Raw genomic sequence first — 21,966 nt, 5'->3', positions numbered from 1 at the left:
AGGGCATGACACGCGTTTATCTGGAGATCGGCCCCAAGAAGGTCTTCGCCTGCTCCGCGGAGTGGCCGGGCTGGTGCCGTATCGGCAGGTCGGAGGAGGAGGCGCTGGACGCGCTCGTCGGCTACGCGCCGCGCTACCGGGTGGTCGCCGAGCGGGCCGGGCTGCTGTTCGAGCCCGGCGACCCGGTGGTTGTGGAGCGCGCCAAGGGGGGCACGACCACCGACTTCGGGGCGATCGAGGCGATCCCCGAACTGGACGGGGAGCCCGTACCGGCGGCGGAGGCGGAGCGGGCCGTCGCGCTGATCGGGGCGGCGTGGCGGCTGTTCGACGAGACCGTGGCGGGCTCACCGGAGGAACTGCGCAAGGGCCCGCGCGGCGGCGGCAGGGACCGCGACAAGATGACCGCCCACGTGATCGAGGCGGAGCGCGCCTACGCCCGCAAGATCGGCGTCCGGCACCGGCCGTTCGGCGACGCCGCGGGGCTGGCGGCCATGCGCGAGGAGATCGCCGGAGTGCTGGCCCGGCCCTCCGGCGGTGCCCCCGTGGTCGCGGGCGGCTGGCCCGCCCGTTACGCGGCCCGCCGTATCGCCTGGCACGTGATCGACCACCTGTGGGAGATGGAGGACCGCCGCACCTGACCGCCGCACCTGACCTCCGCCCGGCCCGGAGCCCGGCCCGGTGCCGGGCCCGGTGCCGGGCCTTCGCGGAGGTCACGGCGACCGCGGTTCCCGGGAGGCGGGAAGGTCGGCGGCGCTCGCCGTGATGCGCGCCAGCAGCTCACGGGTGCGGGCCTCGCCCGGCGCGTGACCGGTCTCCCGGTGCGCCGCCAGTGCCAGCTCGGCGTCGCGCCCGGCCCCTTCCAGGTCCCGCCGTCCGTAGCGGGCCCGGGACCGCGCGGTCAGGGCCTGTCCCTCGTGCGTCCGGTACCCGGCGCCGCGGGCGATGGCCAGGGCCAGATCGGCGTGCTCACCGGCCGGGCCGTACTCGCCGGACACGTTCGAGCACGCCGCCAGCTCCAGCAGCGCCTTCATCTCGGGATAGCGGGTGCCCGCCTCACGGGCCGTCCGCAGCGCCTCCCGCTGGTGCTCCCTGGCGGCGGGAAGGTCGCCGAGGTGCCGGTAGACGGTGCCGAGGGTGTTGAGCGCGTCGGCGACCAGGCGCCGGTGCCCGGTCTGCCACGACACCTCCAGCGCCGCCTGGGCCAGGTCGAACGCCTCCCCGAGCCGTCCGGCGTCGCGGTGCACCGCGGCGAGGTTGCGCATGGTGTCGGCCTCGTTGCCGCGGTTGCCGACCTGCCGGTGCAGCGCGAGCGCCGCGGCGAGGTCGTCGTGCGCGGCGTCCAGCAGGCCCAGGAAGTGCTTCACCTCGCCCAGCACGGCGAGGTTGTTGGCCTCCCCGCCGCGGTTCCCGAGGTGGCGGCACACGGCCAGTGCCTCCTCCAGGCAGCCGGCGGACTGGCGCAGGCGCCCCATCTCGAGGTAGACGCAGCCCAGGTTGCCGAGGTTGACGGCCTGCCGCTCCCGGCTGCCGAGCTCGCGGTTGAGGTCGAGGGCCCGCCGGAGATGCTCGCTCGCCTCCGTCAGCATGCCGAGATCGGCGTGGGTGACGCCCAGGTTGCTGAGGATGGCGCTCTGGGCCTCGCGCCAGCCGGTGCGCTCGGCCAGCTCCAGGGCGAGGGTGTAGTGCCCGATGGCCTGACCCGGCCGCCCCTGGAAACCGTGCAGGCCCGCCAGGCTGAGCTGGAGCACGGCCTGCGCCGCGCTGTTCCCCTCGGCCCGCGCCGCGGCGAGCCCCGCCTCGGCCACCGTCGCCCAGTCGACGGCGCTGTGGCGCATGAAGAAGTATCCCCGCAGCGTGTCCGCGATGAGCCAGGCCGACTCGCGCGACCCGTCCGCGGCAGTGGTCGTCGCGCTGGACGTCACGGCGGCCACCAGGTTCGGCGCCTCGGCGTCGAGCCAGGCGGAGGCCGCCTCGTGGCCGTCGAAGGTGAGGGACGCGGGTGAGGGGCCGGCCGGGGGCGGCTCAAGGCGCAGGAACTGCGGGTACAGCAGGCGGGCGGCGGCGTCCGCCGTGTACAGGTAGTGCCGGTGCAGGCGGGTGAGCGCGGCCAGGCGTTCCGGCTCGGTCTCCTCGGCCAGCGCGTACTCCGCCGCGCACAGGCGCAGCAGGTCGTGCTGGGCGAACCGCCCCGGGGCCGGTTCGTCGACCAGGTGCGCCGACGTCAGGACGACCGTCAGCTCGGCGGCCTCCGCGTGCGTGACGTCCATGAGCGCCGCGGCCGCGGCGACGGTGACGTCCGGCCCGGTGACGAGCCCGAGCAGCCGGAAGAGCCGCCGGGCGGGGAGGGACAGCGCGGTGTAGGAGAGCCGGAAGGCAGCCCTGACGGCGGATTCCGGGTCCCCGGGCACCTCGAGCGCGCTGAGCCGGTTGCCCGCGCGCAGTTCGCGGGTGTACTCCGCCGGTGTCCGGTGCCGGCTGCCGAGGAGGTTGGCGGCGGCGATGCGCAGCGCGAGCGGCAGATGGCCGCAGAGCGTGGCGAGGTCGAGCGTGGCGGCGGGGTCGGCCCGTGTCCGCGCCGAGCCGAGCAGGCGGCTCAGCAGGGTGCACGACTCCCGGGCGGTCAGCACCGCCAGCTCCACCCTGCGCGCCCCGTCGCGGGCGACGAGCCCGGCCAGCGCGTCGCGGCTGGTGATCACGGCGGCCGATCCGGCGCCTCCCGGCAGCAGCGGCCGGACCTGGCCGGGGTCGGCGGCGTTGTCCAGCAGGACGAGCACGCGCCTGCCCGCCAGCAGCGTCCGGTACAGCGCGGCCGCCTCCTCCTGGTCGGAGGGCACCTGCTCGGGCGGCACACCCATCGCGTGCAGGAACCGCGACAGCGCGTCGATCGGGCGCAGCGGGCCGTCGGCGGCGTACCCCCTGAGGTTCACGTGCAGCTGCCCGTCGGGGAACCGGTCGCGCACCCGGTGCGCCCAGTGCACCGCGAGAGCGGTCTTGCCGACCCCCGCGGTTCCCGTGATCACCGCGATCGTCAGAGCCCGCTCGTGCTCGGCCGACAGCCTGTCCAGGTACCGCAGCGCCGCCGTGCGCCCGGTGAACGCGGCCACCCCGGCGGGCAGCTGGGCGGGGATCCGGGCGAGGGGCTCGGCCGGCGGCGGGGGAGAGGCCTGGCCAGGTGAACGGGGAGAGGCCTGGGGAGAGGCCGCCGCGCCGGGGTCCCGTCCCCGCCGTGTCTCCCGTGCCTCCCGGGTCTGCCGTCCTTCCCGTTCCGGCCCGCCCTCCTCCGGCCGTCCGCGGAGGATACGCAGGTGCGCCGCCCGCAGCTCGGCGTCCGGTTCGACGCCCAGTTCGTCGGCCAGCCTGGCCTGGATGCCGGTGAACAGGCGCAGCGCCACCGCCTGCTCGCCGCAGCCGGCGAGCGCCGTCATGAGCCGGGCGGTCAGCCCCTCGTGCAGGGGGTCGTCGTTCACCAGCGGCCACAGCGCCTCGGCGACGTGGCGATGAGCGGTGCCGTCCGCGTCGGCGTAGCCGAGTGCCGCCTCCACGCGGCGGCGGGAGGCCGCGACCGCGGCCGGGTGACCGCGCAGGGTCCCCGGTGCCCCGGCCAGCACCGGGCCCCGCCAGCAGCGCAGCGCCTCGGCCAGCGACTCCCGGGCCCCGTCCGGGTCTCCCGCCGCTCTCGCCCGTTCGGCGCGGGCGCACAGCGCGTCGAAGCGGCCGAGGTCGACCTGCTCGTCGGCCAGGTCGAGAACGTATCCCTGCGGGGTGCGGCGGATCGTCAGCGGCCCCTCCCCGGCCTCCCGCGCGGGCTCCAGGCGGGCGCGCAGCCTGCCGACGTAGACCTGGACCAGGTTGACGCACGTCCGCGGCGGGTTGTGCTCCCAGAGCACGTCGACGATCTCCTCGATCGGGACGGGGCACCGCAGCCGCAGCGTCAGCAGCCCGAGCAGGGTCCGGGGCATGGCGGGGCCGATCTCCAGGGCGGCGCCGCCGCGCCGTACCGACAGTGCGCCCAGCACGCCGATCCACAGGCCCGCCCCGGCCGGGCCGGCGCCCGGCGGTTCCGTGCCGGCCGTACGGCCCGGCGACGGCTCGAAGGCCGCCAGCAGTTCGAGCCGTTCGGCCTCCTGGATCGGCAGGGCCGACAGCAGCCGTTCCAGTGAGGCCCGGTGCGGGCGGTTCACCCTCCCCTGCTCGATGTCGCGGATCGCGCGGACGCTCAGGCCCGCCCGGGTGGCGAGCTCGTGCTGGCTCCATCCGGCGGCCATCCGCCCGCGCCGAAGTGCCTCACCCGCCGAAACCTGTGCCGACCGCTCCCGCATGACTCCACGCATCTCCCGTCGCACATCTGCCGATCACGTGTACTGCTGCCGGAATTTCTGCCGGTTCTGCCGCCCGCCCGTGCGTCCCGGCGGCCTGGCGGCGGCGTCCGGCCTGCCCGGGGCGCCGGGCGGCGGCTCCACCGGGCCGTCGATCTGTTAAGAAGCTTTTCAGTAAAGCACACGGTGCCCCTCTTTAACTTCGTGACCGAAAACACCGGCCCGCGAAGACGGGAGAAACCGTGGAGTACGTCGCGATCGGGTGCGGGGTCACGCAGGCCGCCGTGTTCGCCGTCGCCGTGGCGGGCAAGGCACGCGGTGCCGAGGCCTTCCGCGCGTTCGCGCGCTCCCTGGCCGAGACGCGTCTGGTGAACCGCCGGTGGCGTACGGGCGCCGCCATCGGCATGGTCGTCGCGGAGACGGCGGCGGTGCTGCTGCTCGCCGTACCCGGCGCGGCGGCGCTCGGCTTCGCGGTCGCCACCGCGCTGTGCGCGCTCCTCACCGGCGCGGTCGCGCTGACCGTGCTGCGGCGGACGGGCGCCTCGTGCCTGTGCTTCGGCGCGCGGCCGAGCCGGCTGGGGTGGGCCCACGTGGTCCGCAACGCGATCCTGACGGCCGTCTGCGGACTCGGTCTCGCCGCCGTGACCGCCGGCCCGGCCCCGCCCCCGGTCCGCGCGGAGGGCCTCCTGGTCGCCGTCCTCGCCGGGGCGGCCGGGGCGCTGACGATCATCCGCTTCGACGACCTCGCGTACCTCTTCCAGCCGGTCGACTCTTCCGACAGGAGCGTGCCCCGATGACCTACCTCGTCGCCGCAACCGTGCTCAGCCTGACGCTGACGGTGCTGAACCTCGTCGTGCTGCTGGGGGTCGTCGCCCGCTTACGCGGGCTCACCGCCGCGCGGCCCCAGGGCGGGGGCGGGCACGAGGTGCCCCTGCCCGTGCTGCCGCCCGGAGCGGCGCCGGAGGAGTTCACGGCGACCGGCCTCGACGGCGAGCCCGTCGGCGCGCGGGACGTCCGCCTGGTCGGCTTCTTCACACCCCACTGCTCGCTGTGCCACGAACGGATGCCGGGGTTCCTGGAGTACGCCGAACGCGGCGGGATGCGCCGCGAGGACGTGCTGGCGGTGCTGATCGGCGAACGGGACGAGGTCGCCGGGCTCGTGGCCGAGCTCCGCCCGGTGGCGCGCGTCGTCGTCGAGGAGGCCGACGGGCCGGTCTACCGGGCGTTCGCGGTACGGGGACTGCCGGCGATGTACCTGCTGGACGGCCGGGGCGTGGTCCGCGCCTCCGGCACCGACCTGACCGGCTTCCCGGTCGTCGCGGCGGCGTGATGAACGGGAGCCCGGACGCGCGCGCCCGTCTCGGACACGCCCGCGCGGCGGCGGAGCTGGCCTGGCGCGGCGGCCCCGGGCACCTGCTGGCGCAGGCCGTGCTCGCCTGCGCCGCGGGCCTGGTGCCCGTGCTGACGGCCTGGCTCACCAAGGTCGTCCTGGACCGGCTGACGGGGCCGGGAGCCACCGTGCCCGCGCTGCTGCCGTACGCGATGGGCCTGCTGGTGCTGGGGGCGCTGGCCGGGACCCTCCCGCACCTGTCGGCGTACGCCGAGGCGGAGCTGGAGCGCGGGGTGGGGCTGCTGGCCAGGGACCGGCTCTACACGGCCGTGAACCGGCTGCCGGGGCTGGCCCGCCTGGAGGACCCGGCCTTCCAGGACCGGCTGCACCTCGCGGAGCAGGCGAGCCGCTCGGGCCCCGGCCTGCTGGTGACGAGCGCCCTCGGCCTGGCGCAGGCGGCCATCGTGATCGGCGGTTTCCTGCTCACCCTGACGAGCGTGAGCCCCGTCGCGGCCGGAGCGGTCCTGCTGGCGGTGGTGCCGCTCGTCCGCGTGCACCTGCGGCTCAGCCGCGAGCAGGCCGCGGTGCTCTGGAACACCGGGCACGGCCAGCGCCGCGAGCTGTTCTACGCCCGCCTGCTGAGCATGCCGCACATGGCCAAGGAGGTACGCCTGTTCGGCCTCGGCGACTTCTTCCGCGACCGCATGCTGGACGAGCTGCGCGCGGTCAACGCCGAACAGCACCGGGCCGGGCTGCGCCGGCTGCGCGGTCAGGGCGCGCTCGCCCTGATGGCGGCGGCGATCGCGGGCGCAGGACTGGTCTGGATCATCGGGGAGGCGGTGGCGGGCAGGGCCACGGTGGGCGACCTGTCGATGTTCGTCGCGGCCGTCGCCGGAACCCAGGCGGCCCTGGCCGGTGCGGTGCAGCGTTTCGCCACGGGACACCAGGCCCTGCTGCTGTTCGACCACTACCAGGCGGTGCGCGCGGCGGAACCCGACCTGCCGCCGCCGTCCCGCCCGGTGGCGGTGCCCCCGCTCAGCCGGGGCATCGAACTGCGGGACGTCTGGTTCCGCTACGGCCCGGAACAGCCGTGGATCCTGCGGGGAGTCGACCTGTTCATCCCGTTCGGGCGGTCGCTCGCGATCGTCGGCCTCAACGGCGCGGGCAAGAGCACCCTGGTCAAGCTGCTGTGCCGCTTCCACGACCCGGAACGGGGATCCGTCCGCTGGGACGGGACCGATCTGCGGGAGTTCGAACCGGCGGCGCTGCGCGAGCGCATCGGCGCGGTCTTCCAGGACTTCGGCGCCTACGACCTGAGCGCCGAGGAGAACATCGCCGTCGGCGACCTGTCCGCGCTCGGCGACCGCGGGCGCGTCGAGGCGGCGGCCCGGCGCGCGGGCGCGGACGAGATGATCCGCGGGCTGCCGCGCGGCTACGACACGCTGCTGACCAAGGTGTTCTTCCGGGGGACGGCCGACGACGAGGACCAGGTCGGCGTGACGCTGTCGGGCGGGCAGTGGCAGCGGGTGGCCCTGGCCCGCGGCCTCCTGCGGGACCGGTGCGACCTGGTGATCCTCGACGAGCCCGGCTCCGGTCTCGACCCGCGGGCCGAACACGAGGTGCACACCGTCCTGCGCGGGCACCGGGCGGGCCGTACCACGTTGCTGATCTCGCACCGGCTGAGCGCCGTCCGCGACGCGGACGCCATCGCCGTGCTCGACGGAGGGCGGATCACGGAGCTCGGCGGCCACGGCGAGCTGGTGCGCGAGGGCGGCCGTTACGCGGAGCTGTTCGAGACGCAGGCCCGGGGATACACCGCGGCGGGCACCCCGTGAGCGCGCTCGTGCCGGTCGCCTGCGGGGCCGTCGCGCTCGCTCTCCTGTCCGCTCTCGCGGTGCTGCGGCGGCGCTTCGTGGCGGTCACCGTCAGCGGCCGGAGTATGGAGCCCACGCTGCGCCACGGCGACCGGGTCCTGGTGCGCAGGGCGGGCATCGCCGCCGTGCGCGCGGGCGAGCTCGCGGTGATGGCCGCGCCCGCCGGCATGGGCCGGGACTGGATGGTCAAACGGGTGGTCGCCGTCCCCGGAGATCCGGTCCCGCACGACGAGATCCCGGCCCTGGCCCGCACCCGCGACCGCCTGGTGCCCGACGGCCGCCTCGTCGTCGTCGGCGACAACCTTCCCCTCAGCCTCGACTCACGCGGGTTCGGCTACGTGCACGCCCGGCAACTGCTCGGCGTGGTCGTCCGCCACCTGCCCAGGTCTCCGAGCCGGCAACCCGCCGGCCGGTGAAGAAAGGAAGAACGACAGTGATCAAGATTGCCCAGAGGGCCGGAGAGCGTCTCCTGACCCGGCTGCTGCCCGAGGTCACCGCGGGGGCGTTCTGCATCCCGCAGACCTACTGCGTCCTGTGCGACAAGAACTGGTACAAGCGCTACTGGGTCTACGCCGACTGCTCCACCGACTTCACCGCCTGCATGAACGGCTGCTGACGGCCGGCGGCGGAGCACGTGTGAGGGGCTGGACGGCGACCATCCGTCCAGCCCCTCCGTCGCCGGGGCCGGGTCAGGAGATCAGCTCGGGCAGCCTGCTGATGTTGTCGGCCAGGTAGACGCCGAGCTCCGGGGGGACCAGGTTGATGGCGGTGATCTCGGCGGGGTCGAGCGGCAGCCGTACCACCTCGTAGACACCCCGGGCGGGATCGGAGAACTCCGGGCCGCAGCGCAGGGCGGGATCCATGGAGACCAGGCGGCAGCCGTAGACGTGCTGGGTCTTGACGCCCTCGTCGCGGACGCACTCCAGGGTGGTCAGCGGCGTGACGCCGGAGACGACGGCGCCCAGCTCCTCCAGGACCTCGCGGTGGAGGGTGTGCTCGAGGGAGACGTCCTCCGGCTCGACGTGGCCGCCCGGAACCGACCAGTAGAGCTCCTCGCCGGGGACCGTGCGCCGGAACAGGACAAGCTGATCCTCGTCGAGGAGAACCGCTCGGACGCTGGGGATCAGAGGCATCTGCCCATTGTGTCACCAGGCCCCGGCGCCCGGATTTCGCCGGGCCGGGGCGGTGGACGCGTCGTCGGTCACCGTGGGAGGGACGACGGGCGGTTCCGGGGCGGTGAGGGTTCACCGCGTCGTACGGTGTGGCCCGTCCACGGTGCGGTCACGAGGCGAAGGGGGAGGGGGCCCGGCGGGTCAGGACGCGCTGGGGAAGGACCAGCGCTGGGAGGCGTCGTTGAAGTCGGTCCGGTCGAGGACGGTGCCGGAGTCCTCGTCGACGGCGGCCAGCGACAGCCCCGGGTATTCGGCGCTCTCGAAGACGCCGGCGCCGCCGCCCGCGGGCGAGAAGCGCCACCTCTGGGCGTCCTGCTGGTCGCAGCCGTGCAGCCTGACCTGTCCCGCGCCGACGTGCGGGGAGTCCGCGCCGACGCAGAGGGAGGGGTTCTCGGAGCTGACGATGTGGAAGGTGCCGTCCTCCTGCCGCTCCACGAACCACTTCTGGTTCTCACCCCCGTGACGGGCGTAGGTGATCACGGCGGCGTTGGGCCTGACGTGCCCCTCGGCCACGTCGAGGACCTGGTCGTTGCCCTCGTTGAGGATGAAGACCTCGCCCTGGGGGGAGGCGGCCGACGCCGGGCTCGCTCCGGCGACCACGGCGAGGGAGAGCAGACCCGCCGAGACGGCGGCGAGCGCGGAGATCCTGCCAATGGTGAACATGAGGGGTGCTCCTGTCTGGATGGTGAGGCTGGGGCGGGCGATCCTTGTGCGCGGCCGGGGGCCGGCTCGCAGTGACAGAGTGTTCCAAGTCGCTCACCGAAAGTCACCATGTCGTCGACGTAAGGTTCCCGTTACCCCGAAGGGGGCGTCCCGGGGAGGGGGCAGGTGTGTTTCCCGGATCGCCGACCGTTCCCCGTGAGCCGGAACCGGCAGGGAACCCGGTGATCGGACCGCCTGCGGCCTGGGTACGCCGGTGTCCGAGCCGGGGAGGCGGGAGCGAGGCGACCGGGCACGCGGCCTAGTGGTCGCCCCGGCGCAGGCGCTTGAGGTCGGAGCGGTGTCTCTTGGCGGCGATCCGCCGTTCGACGGCGCCCCTGCTGGGCTTGGTCGGGCGGCGCTTCTTGGGGGGCGGGGCGATGGCCTCCCGCAGCAGCTGGGCCAGGCGCATCCCGGCGGCCTCGCGGTTGCGCAACTGGGAGCGGAACTCGGAGGCGGCGATGGTGATGACGCCGTTCACCAGGCGGGGGCCGAGACGCTCCAGTGCGCGGGACTTGAGCGGCGGGCCGAGCGCCTCGGTCGCGGCCAGGTCGAAGCTGAGCTCGACCCGGCTGTCGGTGGTGTTGACCCCCTGTCCGCCGGGACCCGAGGAACGGGAGAACCGCCATTGAAGTTCGGCCTCGGGAACGGAGACCGAACCGCTGATCTGAAGCGGGCCGGGCATGGCGGATCGACTCCTTGTCGTGGGGGTGGGGCCGTACGGGTCATGGGGGGCCGTACAGGGTGTGATTCCAGAATATCCAGAGAGTAAACGCCTCGATCAAGCGATTTATCCCCGTATGGCGTCGGGGGAGCGCCGGATACGGCCTTGTGGGGCCGGGCGCCTTCCGTCACAGTGGCTCAGGGGGCCGTCGTGGAGATCCGTACGTTGAGAGGCGGGGGCGCGTGGACAAGATCGTCGGCGTGCACGGGATAGGCAAGTACCACTACTACCGCGACGCCGGTAACTCGGTTTCCGGCGCGGCCGCGGCGGTGCGCGACAAATGGGACCGTTACCTGCACAAGGGGCTGACCTGCGGCAAGCCGTACGCCCAGGAGCGCTACATCGTCGACATCGCCTACTACGCGCACCTGCTGGGCGAGCACAAGGACGACTCCCCGCGCGCCGTGCAGAGCATGGACACCTCGGCCCAGGAGGTCTTCGTCGCCTGGGCCAGGCAGCTGCCCGCGCTGGGGGAGGGGCTGACCGGCGCGCTGCACCTGATGACCGGCTGGCTGCTGGACCGCATGCAGTCCAACGCCGCCGACTTCGCCAAGTTCTTCTGTCCCGAGGTCGCCGCCTACATGACGGGGAACGGGGGGACGCGGGCGAAGGTGCGGGGCGCCGTGGCGGAGACGATCAGGCGCAACCAGCCGAAGGTGGTCATTGCGCACTCGCTCGGCAGCGTGGTGACCTACGAGACGCTCTGGGCCAACCCCGACCTGAAGGTGGATCTGCTGATCACCCTCGGCAGCCCGCTCGGCATGCGTAACGTGGTCTTCGAACGGCTGCTGCCCGCCCCGGCCAACGGCAAGGGCAAGAGGCCCCCGGGCGTCGGGCGCTGGGTCAACATCGCCGACAAGGACGACATCGCCGCCATCCCCGCGGATCTGCGGGGCTGCTTCAGCGGTGTCGACCAGGACGCTCCGGTGAACCTGGACTGGCTCGACTTCCACACCGTGGAGAAGTACCTGGGATGCGGCGCGCTCGCCCCGCACCTGCAGCCGTATCTGGGCTGAGCCGCCCGCGGAGGACGGGGCGCCGCTCCCCGGGACGGTCCGGCGCCCGAGGGTGACCCGGTGTCCGGAGAACGGCCTGATGTCCAGAGAAGGATTGGATGTCCTGAAGATGGCCCGGTGCCCCGCGGACGGCCCGTGAGGGGAGTTCTTCGCCGGGCCGTCGCCTGCCGGTCGGACGGCGTTCAATGACGGTGGGTAAGGCGCTCGCCTGTGCAACGGCTGTTCACCCCGTCTTGATGCGCAGGCCACAGCGGGGAAAGCTGTGAGGAGTGCACTGACGGTGTGGAGCAGAAGCCGTCACGCAGAGTGTTCCTTTCCGTCGCCGCCGCGGGTGCGGGCGGCCTGTTGCTCACCGGGGCCGGTCTCGCGCCCGCCAGGGCCCTGCGCCGCGATCCGTTCGCTCTGGGGATCGCCTCGGGGGATCCGTCCCGGGACGGGTTCGTGCTGTGGACCAGGCTGGCCCCCGATCCGCTCGGCTCGCAGGGGCGGGGCGGCATGCCGGACCGGGACGTGGACGTCGAATGGCAGCTCGCGACCGACGAGCGCTTCTCGAAGGTGGTGCGCACCGGCACCGAGACCGCGCGGTGGGAGCGGGCGCACAGCGTCCACGTCGAGCTGGACGGGCTGGAGCCGGGGCGGGAGTACTTCTACCGCTTCCGCGCCGAGGGCCATCTGTCCCCGGCGGGCCGTACCCGCACCGCCCCGGTCACGCTGCCCTCCGCGGGCTCCCCGCTGACCCTGGCCGTGGCCGCCTGCGCCCACTACGAGCACGGCTACTACACGGCCTACCGGAGACTGACGGAACAGGACCCGGATCTGGTCGTCCACCTGGGCGACTACATGTACGAGTACGCGCCGAAGGGCTACACCGCGCTCGGCGGCAGCGTCCGCAGGCACACCGAGGGCAAGTGCGCCACGCTGGCCGACTACCGGGCGCGGCACGCGCAGTACAAGAGCGACGCCGACCTGCAGGCCGCGCACGCGGTGGCGCCGTGGCTGGTCGCCTTCGACGACCACGAGATCGAGAACAACTGGGCCGGGGACGTCTCCAGCACCGACGAGCCGGGATTCACCCGGCGCAGGGCCAACGCGTTCCAGGCCTACTACGAGAACATGCCGCTGCGCCGGGCGAGCGTCCCGAACGGGGCCTCGATGCGCATCCACCGGCGGGTCGACTGGGGGCCGCTGGCCCGCTTCCACCTGCTCGACACCCGGCAGTTCCGTGACGACCAGGCGTGCGAGGACGGGCTCAGGTCCGGATGCGACGAGCGGCTCGCCACCCGGCGCACCCTGCTGGGGGAGGACCAGCGGCGCTGGCTCCTCGACGGGCTGGCCGCCTCCGGTGCCCGGTGGAACCTGGTCGCCCAGCAGGTCCTGATGGCCCAGCGCGACTACAAGGTCGGTCCGGGCACCGAGGTCAACATGGACTCCTGGGACGGCTACGCCGCCGAGCGCACCCGCCTGCTGACCGGCTTCCGCGACTCGGGCGCCGCCAACCCGGTGGTGCTGACCGGCGACATGCACATGCACCACGCGGCCGACCTCAGGCTCGACTTCGACGACCCCGACTCGCCCAGGGTGGCGGTCGAACTCGTCACCTCCTCGATCGCCAGCGACGGCGACGGCTACCGGGACGAGGCCCGGATGACCGAGGCGATCGCGGAGAACCCGCACATCTCCTACATCGACCAGCGGCGTGGTTACATCGTCTGCCGCGTCACCCCCGAGGAACTGCACGCGGACTTCCGCACGCTGGAGTACATCAGCCGCCGCGGCGCCCCGGCCAAGACCGGTGCCCGCTTCACCGTCCCGGCGGGGCGCTCGGCCCTGACCTAGCGCCGGGTTCTCCGGAGGGGTGGTCCTTCTTGATCAATCGCCGGGAATCTCGCCTGAGTTGTTAGATGATGCGGCATATGAGTGATCTAGCCAGGAGGCTCGCCGCCGCAGCCCTCGCCGCCACGCTGGGCGGCGCCCTCCTCGTCCAACCCCCCGCCGCAGCCGCCACCGCGTCTGCCACCGCATCTGCCGCCGTGTCCACCAGCGTGTCCACCAGCGCGTCCGGCGCCACCACGGCCGCCGCCGATTTCCGCTACGACGTCTACTTCCCCAAGTACACCTACCGGGGCGGATACCTCACCTACACCATCAAGGTGCGCAACAACAAGGTCAAGGGTCAGCACTACGTGGCGATCGTCGGGGAGTTCTCCCGGCACTTCCGCAAGATCAAGGCGATCGAGAAGCCGCGCAGCGTCAAGTGCTCCGTGAAGGGGCGGACCGTGGCCTGCCTGGTCTCCTCCCTCGACAAGGGCGACACGACGGCCTTCCGGCTGCGGGGATGGGTCGGCTCACGCCGGGGCGTCGCGACGGCGAGGTTCGGCGCGGTCGTCACCGACGAGCCCGGCGTCCCGATGAAGAAGCTCGTCAAGGCGATCCGCCACCACCTCAGCGCGAAGTCGAGGATCCGCTGAGCGCGTAGCCGAAAAGCGCGTTCCCGGTGGCGGTGGCGAGGGTCGTCCCCCCGCCTCCCGCCGGGCGCACGCCCGGGTAGGAACCCTTGCGCACGCTTCCGCGCAGCAGGGTGAGCCTGCCCTCGCCCGGCGCGGCGACGACCAGGCCCCGCTCCGGGACGATGGCCAGGGCGGCGCCGAACTCGCCGCCACCCCCGGGCAGCAGGACGTTGTTGTTCTTCGTCAGGCCGCCCGAGCGGGTGCCCGCGAGCACCTGGACGGCGTTCTCGCCGGGCACCCCCACGGCCAGCTCGTCGTCCCCGTCGCCGTTGAGGTCCCCGGCGGCGAGCGCGGCGCCGAACCGGTCGAAGTAACGGGGCTCGCCCTTGAGCGCGCGCTGCGACCAGGCCTCGGTGCGCGCCGTCCGCAACCCGGCGCGCGAACCGTAGACCACGTCCACGGTGCCGTCGCCGTAGTCCATCGCCCGCTGGTTGTCGGTCAGGCCCTCACCCGGCACGCCGATCGCCAGGTCGTCGTGGCCGTCGGCGTCGAAGTCGCCGACGGCCAGCGCGGCGCCGAAGGAGTCCCACGCCTCGGCCACGCCCGCGATCCCCGGGCTGTTCTGGGTGAGCAGAAGGGCCCTGCGGCGGTTCACGTCGAGTACGGTGACCGACCCCTGACCGTTCTTGGTGATCGTGTCCGCCGGAGCCCCTGCCGCGATCTCGGCGCGGCCGTCGCCGTCGAAGTCCCCGGTCGCGAGCACCGCGCCGAACTGGTCGGTCTCCTTCACGCCCTGCCCGACCCAGCCGGTCCGCTGCGTGATCACGTACGGCTTGCGCCCCTTGAGGCCGTACACCCCGACACCGCCCCCGTCCAGCCCGGGAACACCGATCACCAGCTCGTCGTCCCCGTCGCCGTCCAGGTCCCCGGCGGCGAGCGCCGCCCCGAACCGGTCGGGCCCCCGCCCGCGGCCCAGATCCCCGGCGTCGATCGTCTCGCCGGGGCGCAGGCCGTCCGGCGAGCCGCGGAACAACTGCACCACGCCGTCGCCGTCGGCCCCCGGCCGGGAGCGGTCCTCCTCGGAGACGCCGACGGCCAGGTCGGCACAGCCGTCGCCGTCGAAGTCCCCGGTCGCCAGCGCCGAACCGAAGGAGTCGCCGGTCTCCGCCTCGCCCGGCACGCCGGGGCTGTCCTGGGTGAGCCGTTTCTCGGTGCGCATGCCGTACAGGACGGTGACGGATCCCGCGCGGGTGTGCCCGCCGACGGTGGTGTAGGGCGCGGCGACCGCGAGATCGGCCCGCCCGTCGCCGTCGAAGTCGGAGGGGACGCCGGAGCACGCCCGCACGGAGGCGGCGGCCGGGAGCGCCGTGCCGACGAGCACGAGGGAGGTGGAGAGGGAGGCGAGGACCGCGGAGGCGAGGAGCGAGGCTCTCATATGAGGAATGGTCGCCATGGATTCGGACACCCGGCCCACCGGGACATGAAATTCACGTGACCAGCGCGGGTAAAGAACATGCCAGGATTGAGGGATGGAAATCGATCTGGCCGATCTGGCCGATCTGGGATTCTGGCGCCGCCCGCTCAAGGAGCGCCACGAGGCGTTCGCACGGTTGCGGGAGCTGGACCGGCCGGTGTTCTTCCAGGAACGGCGGGTGCCGCTGCTCCGCTCGGGCAGCGGGTTCTACGCGCTGGTCCGGCACGCGGACGTGGTCGAGGCCAGCCGCAACGCCAAGGTGTTCTCCAGCGAGCCCGCGGTGACCAACCCCGAGCCGCCCGGCTGGGTCAAGCACGTGTTCGGCGAGTCCATGGTGAACATGGACGACCCCCGGCACGCCCGCCTGCGCCGCATCGTCTCGCGCGCCTTCAGTCCCAAGATGCTCGCCGGGCTGCAGGACGACATCGACAAGGCGTGCGCGAGGATCGTCGACGACGTGGTGACCGCCGGGCCGGGCGACTTCGTCGGCCAGGTCGCCGCCCGGCTTCCCATCCACGTCATCTGCGACATGATGGGCATCCCCGACGGGATACGTGACAAGGTGCACCAGCACGTCGACGTCTCGACGGCCTACACCGGTGTACGGCCCAGCCTGGCGCAGACGGTCAGGATGGCGGGGCAGAACATGCTGGCGCTGCTCGCCCTGCAGCGCATGGTGATCCAGCTGGGCAGGGAACGTGCCACGGCGCCGCAGGGCGACCTGGTCTCCGCCCTGGTCACCGCCAACGTCGACGGCGAGCGGCTGACCGACCGCGAGCTGGGGTCGTTCTTCGCGCTGCTGCTGGTGGCGGGCAACGAGACGGCCCGCAACACCATGGCCCACGGCATCAAGCTGCTCACCGACAACCCCGAGCAGCGCCGCCTGCTGACCGAGGACTTCGACGCCCACATCGGAGGGGCGATCGAGGAGATGGTCCGCTACGTCTCGCCCATCATGCAGTTCCGCCGCACCGTCACCCAGGACTACGACCTGCGCGGCCTGCAGCTGAAGGCGGGCGACAAGGTCGTGCTCTTCTACGGCTCGGCCAACCGCGACGAGGAGGTCTTCCCCGACCCCGACCGCTTCGACATCACCCGCGACACCAAGGGGCACGTGGGCTTCGGCGGTCCGGGGCCGCACTTCTGCCTGGGCGCCAACCTGGCCCGCCAGGAGATCAGGAGCATGTTCCGCGAGCTGTTCACCCGCCTGCCGGAGATCCGCTCGGTCGGCGAGCCCGAGCTGCTGGTCTCCAACTTCGACAACAGCGTCCGCAGCCAGGCTTTCACCTTCTGACGTTCTTCGTGGGTGGGCTTGCGTTTCGGTGGGCTGGGCTTGTGACGCCGGGCTTGTGACGCTGGGCTTGTGATGGGCTGGGCTCTGGCCGCTGCTGTGGGTTCGCGCTGCGGGGGGTGGGTGTTCCGGCCGGCCGTTGTTGGTTTCGGTCTGGTGTGTTCAGGCCTTCGGCCTGGCGGGCGTGGTGGTTTCCGTCCTTTTGTACGCCGGCCGGAACACCCACCCCCCTCCGCGCACGCCTGGCTCCGCCGTAGGGGGTGCGGGCCGTAGTGGCTCCCTTCCGGCCGCCCAGCGTGCCCTGGGCGGCTGAAGCGATCCGTGCGGGCTGGTCCAGGGCAACTCGCCGTTGCTGAAGCTCCCGTGCGGGAAGGAGCGCAGGGCTGAGCTGGAAAGCCACACCTACTGGGGAAGGGCCTCCCCACCCGTGGGGCACCAGCTTCGGTGGGCCACGCGATGCCCACCCATTGCGTGACGATCCCTTGTGCCATGGCCTGGGAGCCGGTCCGTCGCAGGGGCGAACGGCATCCCGTGCGCCGAGCGGACACCGGTCACCGCCGGTGCGGCGGCGGATCTTCTTCAGCCGCCCCTACCTGCGCACCGGCCGGATCGGCATCGTTGAGGACCTGGAGGAGGAGGGAGAGGAGTACCTGGAGTTCGACACGGGCAGGCGGGACAGCACCTGGTCGGCTCGGGTGCTGACCAGATTCCTGTCCAATACCGAGGAGCCCGACTTCCCGGCCGACATCGTCGAGGTCGACCTCTACCGGATGCAGCTCTGGCCGCCCCAGACGGTGTAATGCCGCACGCCGGCCATCGGGCCTGCCGGGACGAAGCGATCCCGCACTCCGGCAGGGACGTTCAGAAGAACGTCCCTGTTCCGGAGAGAATACGGGACGATCTCGCCGGAAACAGGCTTTCCCCTGCTCAGAGGTCCACTTCAGGGGCTGGCGGCCATGACCGGGCGCTGGATCCGGTCGATGCCCCCGCAGATCTGGGTGATCTCCGAAATCACACGGTCATGACGCTGAGCAGGAATTACGCTTGTGGACATCTCGCGTCATCTGCCACTGGTCTCGGCTCTCCCCCGGAACGGCGACGGAACAACAGCAGGAGGCCGTCTCCATGTCGATCCCCAGGAAGGGCTCACGGCTCATCACGGTCGACGGCGGCACCTACCGCTGGCGGGTCCGCCGCAAGCTCACGTACTGCCAGGCGAACAGTTGGGGACCGCTGACCTTCGCGGTGGAGCCGGCCGACGGGCCGGGACGTGTTCTCCTGGTGTCACTTCCCTGCTCCCGGCCGGACGCGTGGCTCGGAGAACGAGCGACGACCGTACGACCCGCACTCGTGTCGGCGACCATCCGCAGAGCTCTCCACTGCGGCTGGGATCCGTACCAAACAGGCAACGCCTTCACTCTCCGCCTGACCGAGGACGACCTGGCGGCCGCGATGAACGGCCGGCCACCCTCCTATGTGGTCCCCTTCATGCGGAGATGACCGATCCGAAAGACGCCGTTCAAGATCCACCTGGCCGTTGACGGACGCGGCCTGCCCCAGCTCGGGCGGAGTGTCCCGACCAAGGGGGAGACGGGGCGCCCTGGACAACGATCGGTGGGTGGGCATCGCGTGGCCCACCGAAGCTGGTGCCCCACGGGTGGGTGAGGCTTCTTTAGTGTGCGCAGCTTTCCAGCTCAGCCCTGCGCTCCTTCCCGCACGGGAGCTTCAGCTACGGTGATCAACTTCACGCTGACCTGAACGGATCGCTTCAGCCGCCCAGGGCACGCTGGGCGGCCGGAAGGGAGCCACTACGGCCCGCACCCCCCGCAGCGCGAACCCTCCAGCACAGCTCAAGCGGGACGTGTTCCCCCCTCGGAGTCGCCGTCACCTCCTGCCGAGCTGCGGGGCGCCCACCGGGCAGCTCGGCTGCGGGTGGGAGTCGGCCAGGACGTTCTCGCGGAGGGTGAGGAAGCTGATCAACGCCGCGACGCCCATCATCGCCGCGGCGACCAGCATCGTGGTGTGGAATCCGGCGGTGAAAACCGAGGGGGACCCGAAGGCGTCGCCGGTCAGGCCGGCCAGCGGCGGGATCGCGGCCACCGCGAGCAGCCCGCCGGTCCGGGCGACGGCGTTGTTGACGCCGCTGGCCACCCCCGCGTAGCGCTCGTCCGCGCTGGCCAGCACGGTCGCGGTGAGCGGCGCGACCGCCCCGGACAGGCCCAGGCCGAACAGGGCGGACGGCAGCAGCACGTCGGTCACGTAGGCCGAGCCCGCGCCGATCCTCGACATCAGCAGCAGCGCGCCCGAGCACACCAGGATGCCCGCCGTCATCGGAATCCTGGGCCCGATCCGCTTGGCCAGCTCGCCCGCCGGGGCCGACAGCAGCAGCATCAGGATCGTCACCGGGATCATCGCGGAGCCCGCCAGCACCGGGGAGAAGCGCGCCGAGACCTGCAACTGGACGACCAGCAGGAAGAACACCACGCCCATCGCGGCGTACATGACGAAGGTGACGACGTTCACCGCGGTGAACACCTTCGAGGAGAAGATCCCGACCGGGACGAGCGCGCCGGGGGAGCGCTTGATCTCCAGCCAGACGAACGCCGCCCCCAGCAGCACCCCGGCCAGCAGGGGCACCGCGTTCAGGCCGATCAGGCCGTAGGTGATCCCGGCCAGCGCCAGCGCGGCCAGTGCCGCGCCGAGCACGTCGAAGCGGCCGGTCGCCTCGGTGTCCCTGCTCTCCGGCACGTGCCGTACGGCCACCGCGACCACGAGCGCGGCCATCGGCAGGTTGATCAGGAACACCCACCGCCAGCCGGCCGTCTCGACCAGCCAGCCGCCGAGCAGCGGCCCGATGGCCGCGGTGACCCCGCCCAGCCCGGACCAGGCCCCGATCGCCTTGGGCCGGTCCTCGCGGGCGAAGGACGCCTGGATGATGGCCAGCGATCCCGGGGTGAGCAGCGCCCCGCCGACGCCCTGCAGGGCGCGGGCCGCGATGAGCGTCTCCACGTTGGGCGCCGCCCCGCACAGGGCCGAGGCGGCCGCGAACCACACCACGCCGACCAGGAAGATCCTGCGCCTGCCGTAGCGGTCGCCGAGCGAGCCGCCCAGCAGGATCAGCCCCGCCAGGGTGAGGGTGTAGGCGTTGACCGTCCACTGCAGGCCCGCCATGTCGGCCTTGAGTGCGGAGCCGAGCGCGGGCAGTGCCACGTTGACGACCGTGCCGTCCAGCATGGCCATTCCGGAGCCGAGCACGGTGGTGAGCAGGACCCAGCGGCCGGGGGCCGAGCTGAGCCGGAGGAGGCCGTTGTCCATAACTCCCATCATGACCGGCCGCTTTGTTTTTATCCGGTTTTGGGAAGATGATCCGAGAAGTGTCGGCGATCTCTGGTAGGAAATGGTCTGCCATGTTTCGCCTGACAGGAGCCCCTGGAATGGACTACGCCGAGTTCGACGAAGCCGTCGACGCGCACCGGGACGGCCTCTACGCCGGCCTGCCCATCGTGCACGCCCCCGAGCCCGACGGGGACTCCCCACGGGATCTGCCCGCCCCGGAGGCGGCGGCCTGGCGGATCGGCCTCGACTGGGGGGACGACGAGGGGTTCGAGGCCATCTTCCGGAACTTCTTCGGCACGGTCGACACCACGAAGGTCACCGCGCTCATCATCGGCAACTGGGGCGACTCCTACGAGAGCAGCTCCCGCACGGTGGTGGAGCTCCTGATAGAGCACGCCGACCGCCTCCCCGCCCTCCGCTCGCTGTTCTTCGGCGCCATCCCGAGCGAGGAGAGCGAGATCTCCTGGATCCAGCAGAGCGACGTCACACCGCTGCTGGCCGCCTTCCCGCTGCTGGAGCGGTTCGAGGTGCGCGGCGGGACCGCCCTGGAGTTCCAGGCGGTCCGGCACGACAACCTCAAGGTGCTCAGGTTCGAGACGGGCGGAATGCCCGCCGCCGTGGTCCGCGGGGTCTCCGGCAGTGAGTTCCCCGCCCTCGAATACCTGGAGCTCTGGCTCGGCACGGACAACTACGGCGGCGACGCGACCGTGGCCGACCTGGAGGACATCCTGAGCGGCGAGCGGCTGCCCGCGCTGCGGCACCTGGGCCTGCAGGACAGCGAGATCCAGGACGAGGTCGCCGCCGCGGTGGCGTCCGCGCCGGTCGTGGCCCGCCTGGAGTCGCTGGCGCTGTCGCTGGGGACCCTGACCGACGAGGGGGCCGAGGCGCTGCTGACGGGACAGCCGCTGACCCATCTGAAGCGCCTGGACCTGCACCACCACTACCTCACCGACCCCATGATCGAAAAGGTCCGGGCCGCCTTCGACGGCTCCGGCGTCGAAGTCGACCTGTCCGAGCAGGAGGAGGCGGACGACGACTGGCGCTACGTGGCGGTCGCCGAATGACCGTGCTGACGGTCGTCGGCACTCCCGGTGAACGCCGGGTGATCATGTTCGCGCGGGCCTGCGCCGGGTACGGCCTGCGCGAACCCCGGGTCGTGCCCTGGACCCGGGTCCTGCGGGGCGGAGAGATCCACCTGGAGCCGGGCACGCTCGTGCGGATCGAGTCCCCGGGGGAGGACGCCGAGACCGACGCGCTGCTGCGCGGCCCGGGCGATCCCGCGAGGACCGGGGGAGGCGCCGCATGGCACGCCGCCTTCACCGCCGGGATGGAGCGTGTCCGCCTGGCCGTGGAGAGCACGCCGGGCGCCAGGCTGCTGGCCGAGCCCGGCGAGATCGCGGTGATGTTCGACAAACGGCTGTGCCACGCGCGGCTGTCGGCCGCCGGGGTGCCGGTGCCGTCCGCGCTGCCGGGACCAGTGGGCGGCTACGCCGAGCTGCGCGAGCGGATGGCCGAGGCCGGGTGGGCCCGGGTGTTCGTCAAGCCCGCCCACGGTTCCTCGGCCTCCGGCGTCGTCGCCCTGCAGACCTCGGCGGGCCGGGTCAGGGCGGTGACGTCGGCCGAGCTGACCGGCGGCGGGCTGTACAACTCGCTGCGGACGCGCTCCTACGAGAACGAGACCGAGGTCGCGGCGATCGTCGACCGGCTGGCCCCGGACGGCCTCCACGTGGAGCGCTGGTTTCCCAAGGCGAGTGTCGGCGGCCGGGTGATCGACCTGCGGGTGGTCGTGGTCGGCGGCACGCCGACCCACGCGGTGGTGCGCGCCGCCCGCGGCCCCATGACGAACCTGCACCTCGGCGGGGAGCGCGGCGACCTCGGCGCGGTGCGGGCCAGGCTCGGACCCGGCGGATGGCGGCGGCTCCTCGACGTCTGCGCGCGGGCGGCGGCGTGCTTTCCCGGCAGCCTGACCGCCGGGGTGGACGTCATGATCGACACCACCTGGCGCGACGTCGCGGTGGCCGAGGTCAACGCCTTCGGCGACCTGCTGCCCCGCCTCACCGGCCTGCCCGGCGGCGCCGCCGAGGGGCTGGACACCTACCAGGCCCAGGTCGCCGCCATCCTCGGCCGGTACTCGCCCGGGTCCGGCGCCGTGCCTCACGCGCCCGGGTTCGGCGCCGTGCCTCACGCGCCCGGGTCCGGCGCCGGGGCCATCGCGCCTCGCCCGGCCGTACCGGTGCCGGTCGGGGGAGGAGCGGGTGACTGAGGCGTCGGGGACGAGGCGGATGGA

General features: G+C 72.8%; 20 protein-coding genes. 14 read left to right on the top strand and 6 right to left on the bottom strand.

Translation table 11 applies throughout. The features are described 5' to 3' along the window. The first annotated feature begins 5 nt into the window (after positions 1 to 5). Positions 6 to 638, top strand: a complete 633-nt coding sequence (locus AB0N02_RS10585) for a hypothetical protein (RefSeq protein ID WP_363944704.1) — start codon at positions 6 to 8, stop codon at positions 636 to 638. Positions 639 to 710: 72 nt separating this feature from the next. Here AB0N02_RS10585 and AB0N02_RS10580 read toward each other — a convergent pair whose 3' ends face one another. Then, on the bottom strand, positions 711 to 4,319 hold the full coding sequence (locus AB0N02_RS10580) for a BTAD domain-containing putative transcriptional regulator (protein ID WP_363944702.1): 3,609 nt from the start codon (positions 4,317 to 4,319) through the stop codon (positions 711 to 713). A 239-nt stretch (positions 4,320 to 4,558) separates the two neighbouring features. Between AB0N02_RS10580 and AB0N02_RS10575 the strand changes: the two genes are divergently transcribed. The 5 genes from AB0N02_RS10575 to AB0N02_RS10555 are packed head-to-tail and all read left to right on the top strand — an operon-like array spanning position 4,559 to position 8,136. Then, positions 4,559 to 5,113 carry a MauE/DoxX family redox-associated membrane protein gene (locus AB0N02_RS10575; protein WP_363944700.1) on the top strand — a complete coding sequence of 185 codons (555 nt, stop codon included), beginning with the start codon at positions 4,559 to 4,561 and terminating at the stop codon, positions 5,111 to 5,113. Continuing rightward, positions 5,110 to 5,646, top strand: a complete 537-nt coding sequence (locus tag AB0N02_RS10570; protein ID WP_363944698.1) for a TlpA disulfide reductase family protein — start codon at positions 5,110 to 5,112, stop codon at positions 5,644 to 5,646. The genes AB0N02_RS10575 and AB0N02_RS10570 overlap by 4 nt, the downstream gene beginning before the upstream one ends. Further along, positions 5,646 to 7,481 (top strand): ABC transporter ATP-binding protein, encoded by a 1,836-nt coding sequence (locus AB0N02_RS10565; protein ID WP_363944696.1) that lies wholly within the window; start codon positions 5,646 to 5,648, stop codon positions 7,479 to 7,481. The genes AB0N02_RS10570 and AB0N02_RS10565 overlap by 1 nt, the downstream gene beginning before the upstream one ends. Then, the gene (lepB, locus tag AB0N02_RS10560) at positions 7,478 to 7,936 is read left to right on the top strand and encodes a signal peptidase I (protein WP_363944694.1); all 459 of its coding nucleotides are present in this window, start codon (positions 7,478 to 7,480) and stop codon (positions 7,934 to 7,936) included. The genes AB0N02_RS10565 and lepB overlap by 4 nt, the downstream gene beginning before the upstream one ends. A gap of 17 nt (positions 7,937 to 7,953) precedes the next feature. After that, positions 7,954 to 8,136 carry a hypothetical protein gene (locus tag AB0N02_RS10555; RefSeq protein WP_363944692.1) on the top strand — a complete coding sequence of 61 codons (183 nt, stop codon included), beginning with the start codon at positions 7,954 to 7,956 and terminating at the stop codon, positions 8,134 to 8,136. A 73-nt stretch (positions 8,137 to 8,209) separates the two neighbouring features. Here the strand turns inward: AB0N02_RS10555 and AB0N02_RS10550 are convergent, their stop codons facing one another. From AB0N02_RS10550 to arfB, 3 genes are all read right to left on the bottom strand, one after another. After that, a complete protein-coding gene (locus AB0N02_RS10550) occupies positions 8,210 to 8,653 on the bottom strand; it encodes an NUDIX hydrolase (RefSeq protein ID WP_363944690.1) in 444 nt (147 codons plus the stop codon). Between the two features lie 180 nt (positions 8,654 to 8,833). Beyond that, the gene (locus tag AB0N02_RS10545) at positions 8,834 to 9,355 is read right to left on the bottom strand and encodes an RICIN domain-containing protein (protein ID WP_363944688.1); all 522 of its coding nucleotides are present in this window, start codon (positions 9,353 to 9,355) and stop codon (positions 8,834 to 8,836) included. Between the two features lie 298 nt (positions 9,356 to 9,653). After that, complete coding sequence (gene arfB, locus AB0N02_RS10540) at positions 9,654 to 10,076, bottom strand: alternative ribosome rescue aminoacyl-tRNA hydrolase ArfB (RefSeq protein WP_363944686.1); 423 nt, start codon at positions 10,074 to 10,076, stop codon at positions 9,654 to 9,656. 221 nt (positions 10,077 to 10,297) lie between these two features. On the opposite strand from arfB, the gene AB0N02_RS10535 reads away from it, so the two are divergent. The 3 genes from AB0N02_RS10535 to AB0N02_RS10525 all read left to right on the top strand — a co-directional run bounded on the left by AB0N02_RS10535 (position 10,298) and on the right by AB0N02_RS10525 (position 13,599). Continuing rightward, positions 10,298 to 11,131, top strand: coding sequence for a hypothetical protein (locus AB0N02_RS10535; protein WP_363944684.1), 834 nt, complete (start codon positions 10,298 to 10,300; stop codon positions 11,129 to 11,131). A 282-nt stretch (positions 11,132 to 11,413) separates the two neighbouring features. Continuing rightward, positions 11,414 to 12,967 (top strand): alkaline phosphatase D family protein, encoded by a 1,554-nt coding sequence (locus AB0N02_RS10530; protein WP_363944682.1) that lies wholly within the window; start codon positions 11,414 to 11,416, stop codon positions 12,965 to 12,967. A 77-nt stretch (positions 12,968 to 13,044) separates the two neighbouring features. Continuing rightward, positions 13,045 to 13,599: a hypothetical protein gene (locus tag AB0N02_RS10525; protein WP_363944680.1), complete on the top strand. Its 555-nt coding sequence runs from the start codon at positions 13,045 to 13,047 to the stop codon at positions 13,597 to 13,599. Here the strand turns inward: AB0N02_RS10525 and AB0N02_RS10520 are convergent. Next, on the bottom strand, positions 13,574 to 15,013 hold the full coding sequence (locus AB0N02_RS10520) for an FG-GAP repeat protein (RefSeq protein ID WP_363944678.1): 1,440 nt from the start codon (positions 15,011 to 15,013) through the stop codon (positions 13,574 to 13,576). The two genes, AB0N02_RS10525 and AB0N02_RS10520, sit on opposite strands and share 26 nt — an antisense overlap. 94 nt (positions 15,014 to 15,107) lie before the next feature. On the opposite strand from AB0N02_RS10520, the gene AB0N02_RS10515 reads away from it, so the two are divergent. From AB0N02_RS10515 to AB0N02_RS10505, 3 genes are all read left to right on the top strand, one after another. After that, entirely contained in the window at positions 15,108 to 16,346 is a 1,239-nt protein-coding gene (locus AB0N02_RS10515; RefSeq protein ID WP_363944676.1) for a cytochrome P450, read from the top strand. A gap of 557 nt (positions 16,347 to 16,903) precedes the next feature. Further along, positions 16,904 to 17,143, top strand: coding sequence for a hypothetical protein (locus tag AB0N02_RS10510; protein WP_363944674.1), 240 nt, complete (start codon positions 16,904 to 16,906; stop codon positions 17,141 to 17,143). Positions 17,144 to 17,468: 325 nt separating this feature from the next. Continuing rightward, positions 17,469 to 17,843, top strand: coding sequence for a hypothetical protein (locus tag AB0N02_RS10505; RefSeq protein ID WP_363944673.1), 375 nt, complete (start codon positions 17,469 to 17,471; stop codon positions 17,841 to 17,843). A gap of 384 nt (positions 17,844 to 18,227) precedes the next feature. Here AB0N02_RS10505 and AB0N02_RS10500 read toward each other — a convergent pair whose 3' ends face one another. Then, complete coding sequence (locus AB0N02_RS10500; protein ID WP_363944672.1) at positions 18,228 to 19,658, bottom strand: MFS transporter; 1,431 nt, start codon at positions 19,656 to 19,658, stop codon at positions 18,228 to 18,230. 119 nt (positions 19,659 to 19,777) lie between these two features. Between AB0N02_RS10500 and AB0N02_RS10495 the strand changes: the two genes are divergently transcribed. Together AB0N02_RS10495 and AB0N02_RS10490 are read left to right on the top strand one after the other, a co-directional pair. Then, positions 19,778 to 20,743, top strand: a complete 966-nt coding sequence (locus AB0N02_RS10495) for an STM4015 family protein (RefSeq protein ID WP_363944671.1) — start codon at positions 19,778 to 19,780, stop codon at positions 20,741 to 20,743. Beyond that, the gene (locus tag AB0N02_RS10490) at positions 20,740 to 21,942 is read left to right on the top strand and encodes an STM4014 family protein (RefSeq protein WP_363944670.1); all 1,203 of its coding nucleotides are present in this window, start codon (positions 20,740 to 20,742) and stop codon (positions 21,940 to 21,942) included. Before AB0N02_RS10495 ends, AB0N02_RS10490 begins: the two co-directional genes overlap by 4 nt. Positions 21,943 to 21,966 lie beyond the last annotated feature (24 nt).

This window comes from Streptosporangium sp. NPDC051022 (assembly GCF_040683035.1).
GTDB lineage: Bacteria > Actinomycetota > Actinomycetes > Streptosporangiales > Streptosporangiaceae > Streptosporangium.
This window is presented reverse-complemented; position numbering and strand designations above follow the sequence as displayed.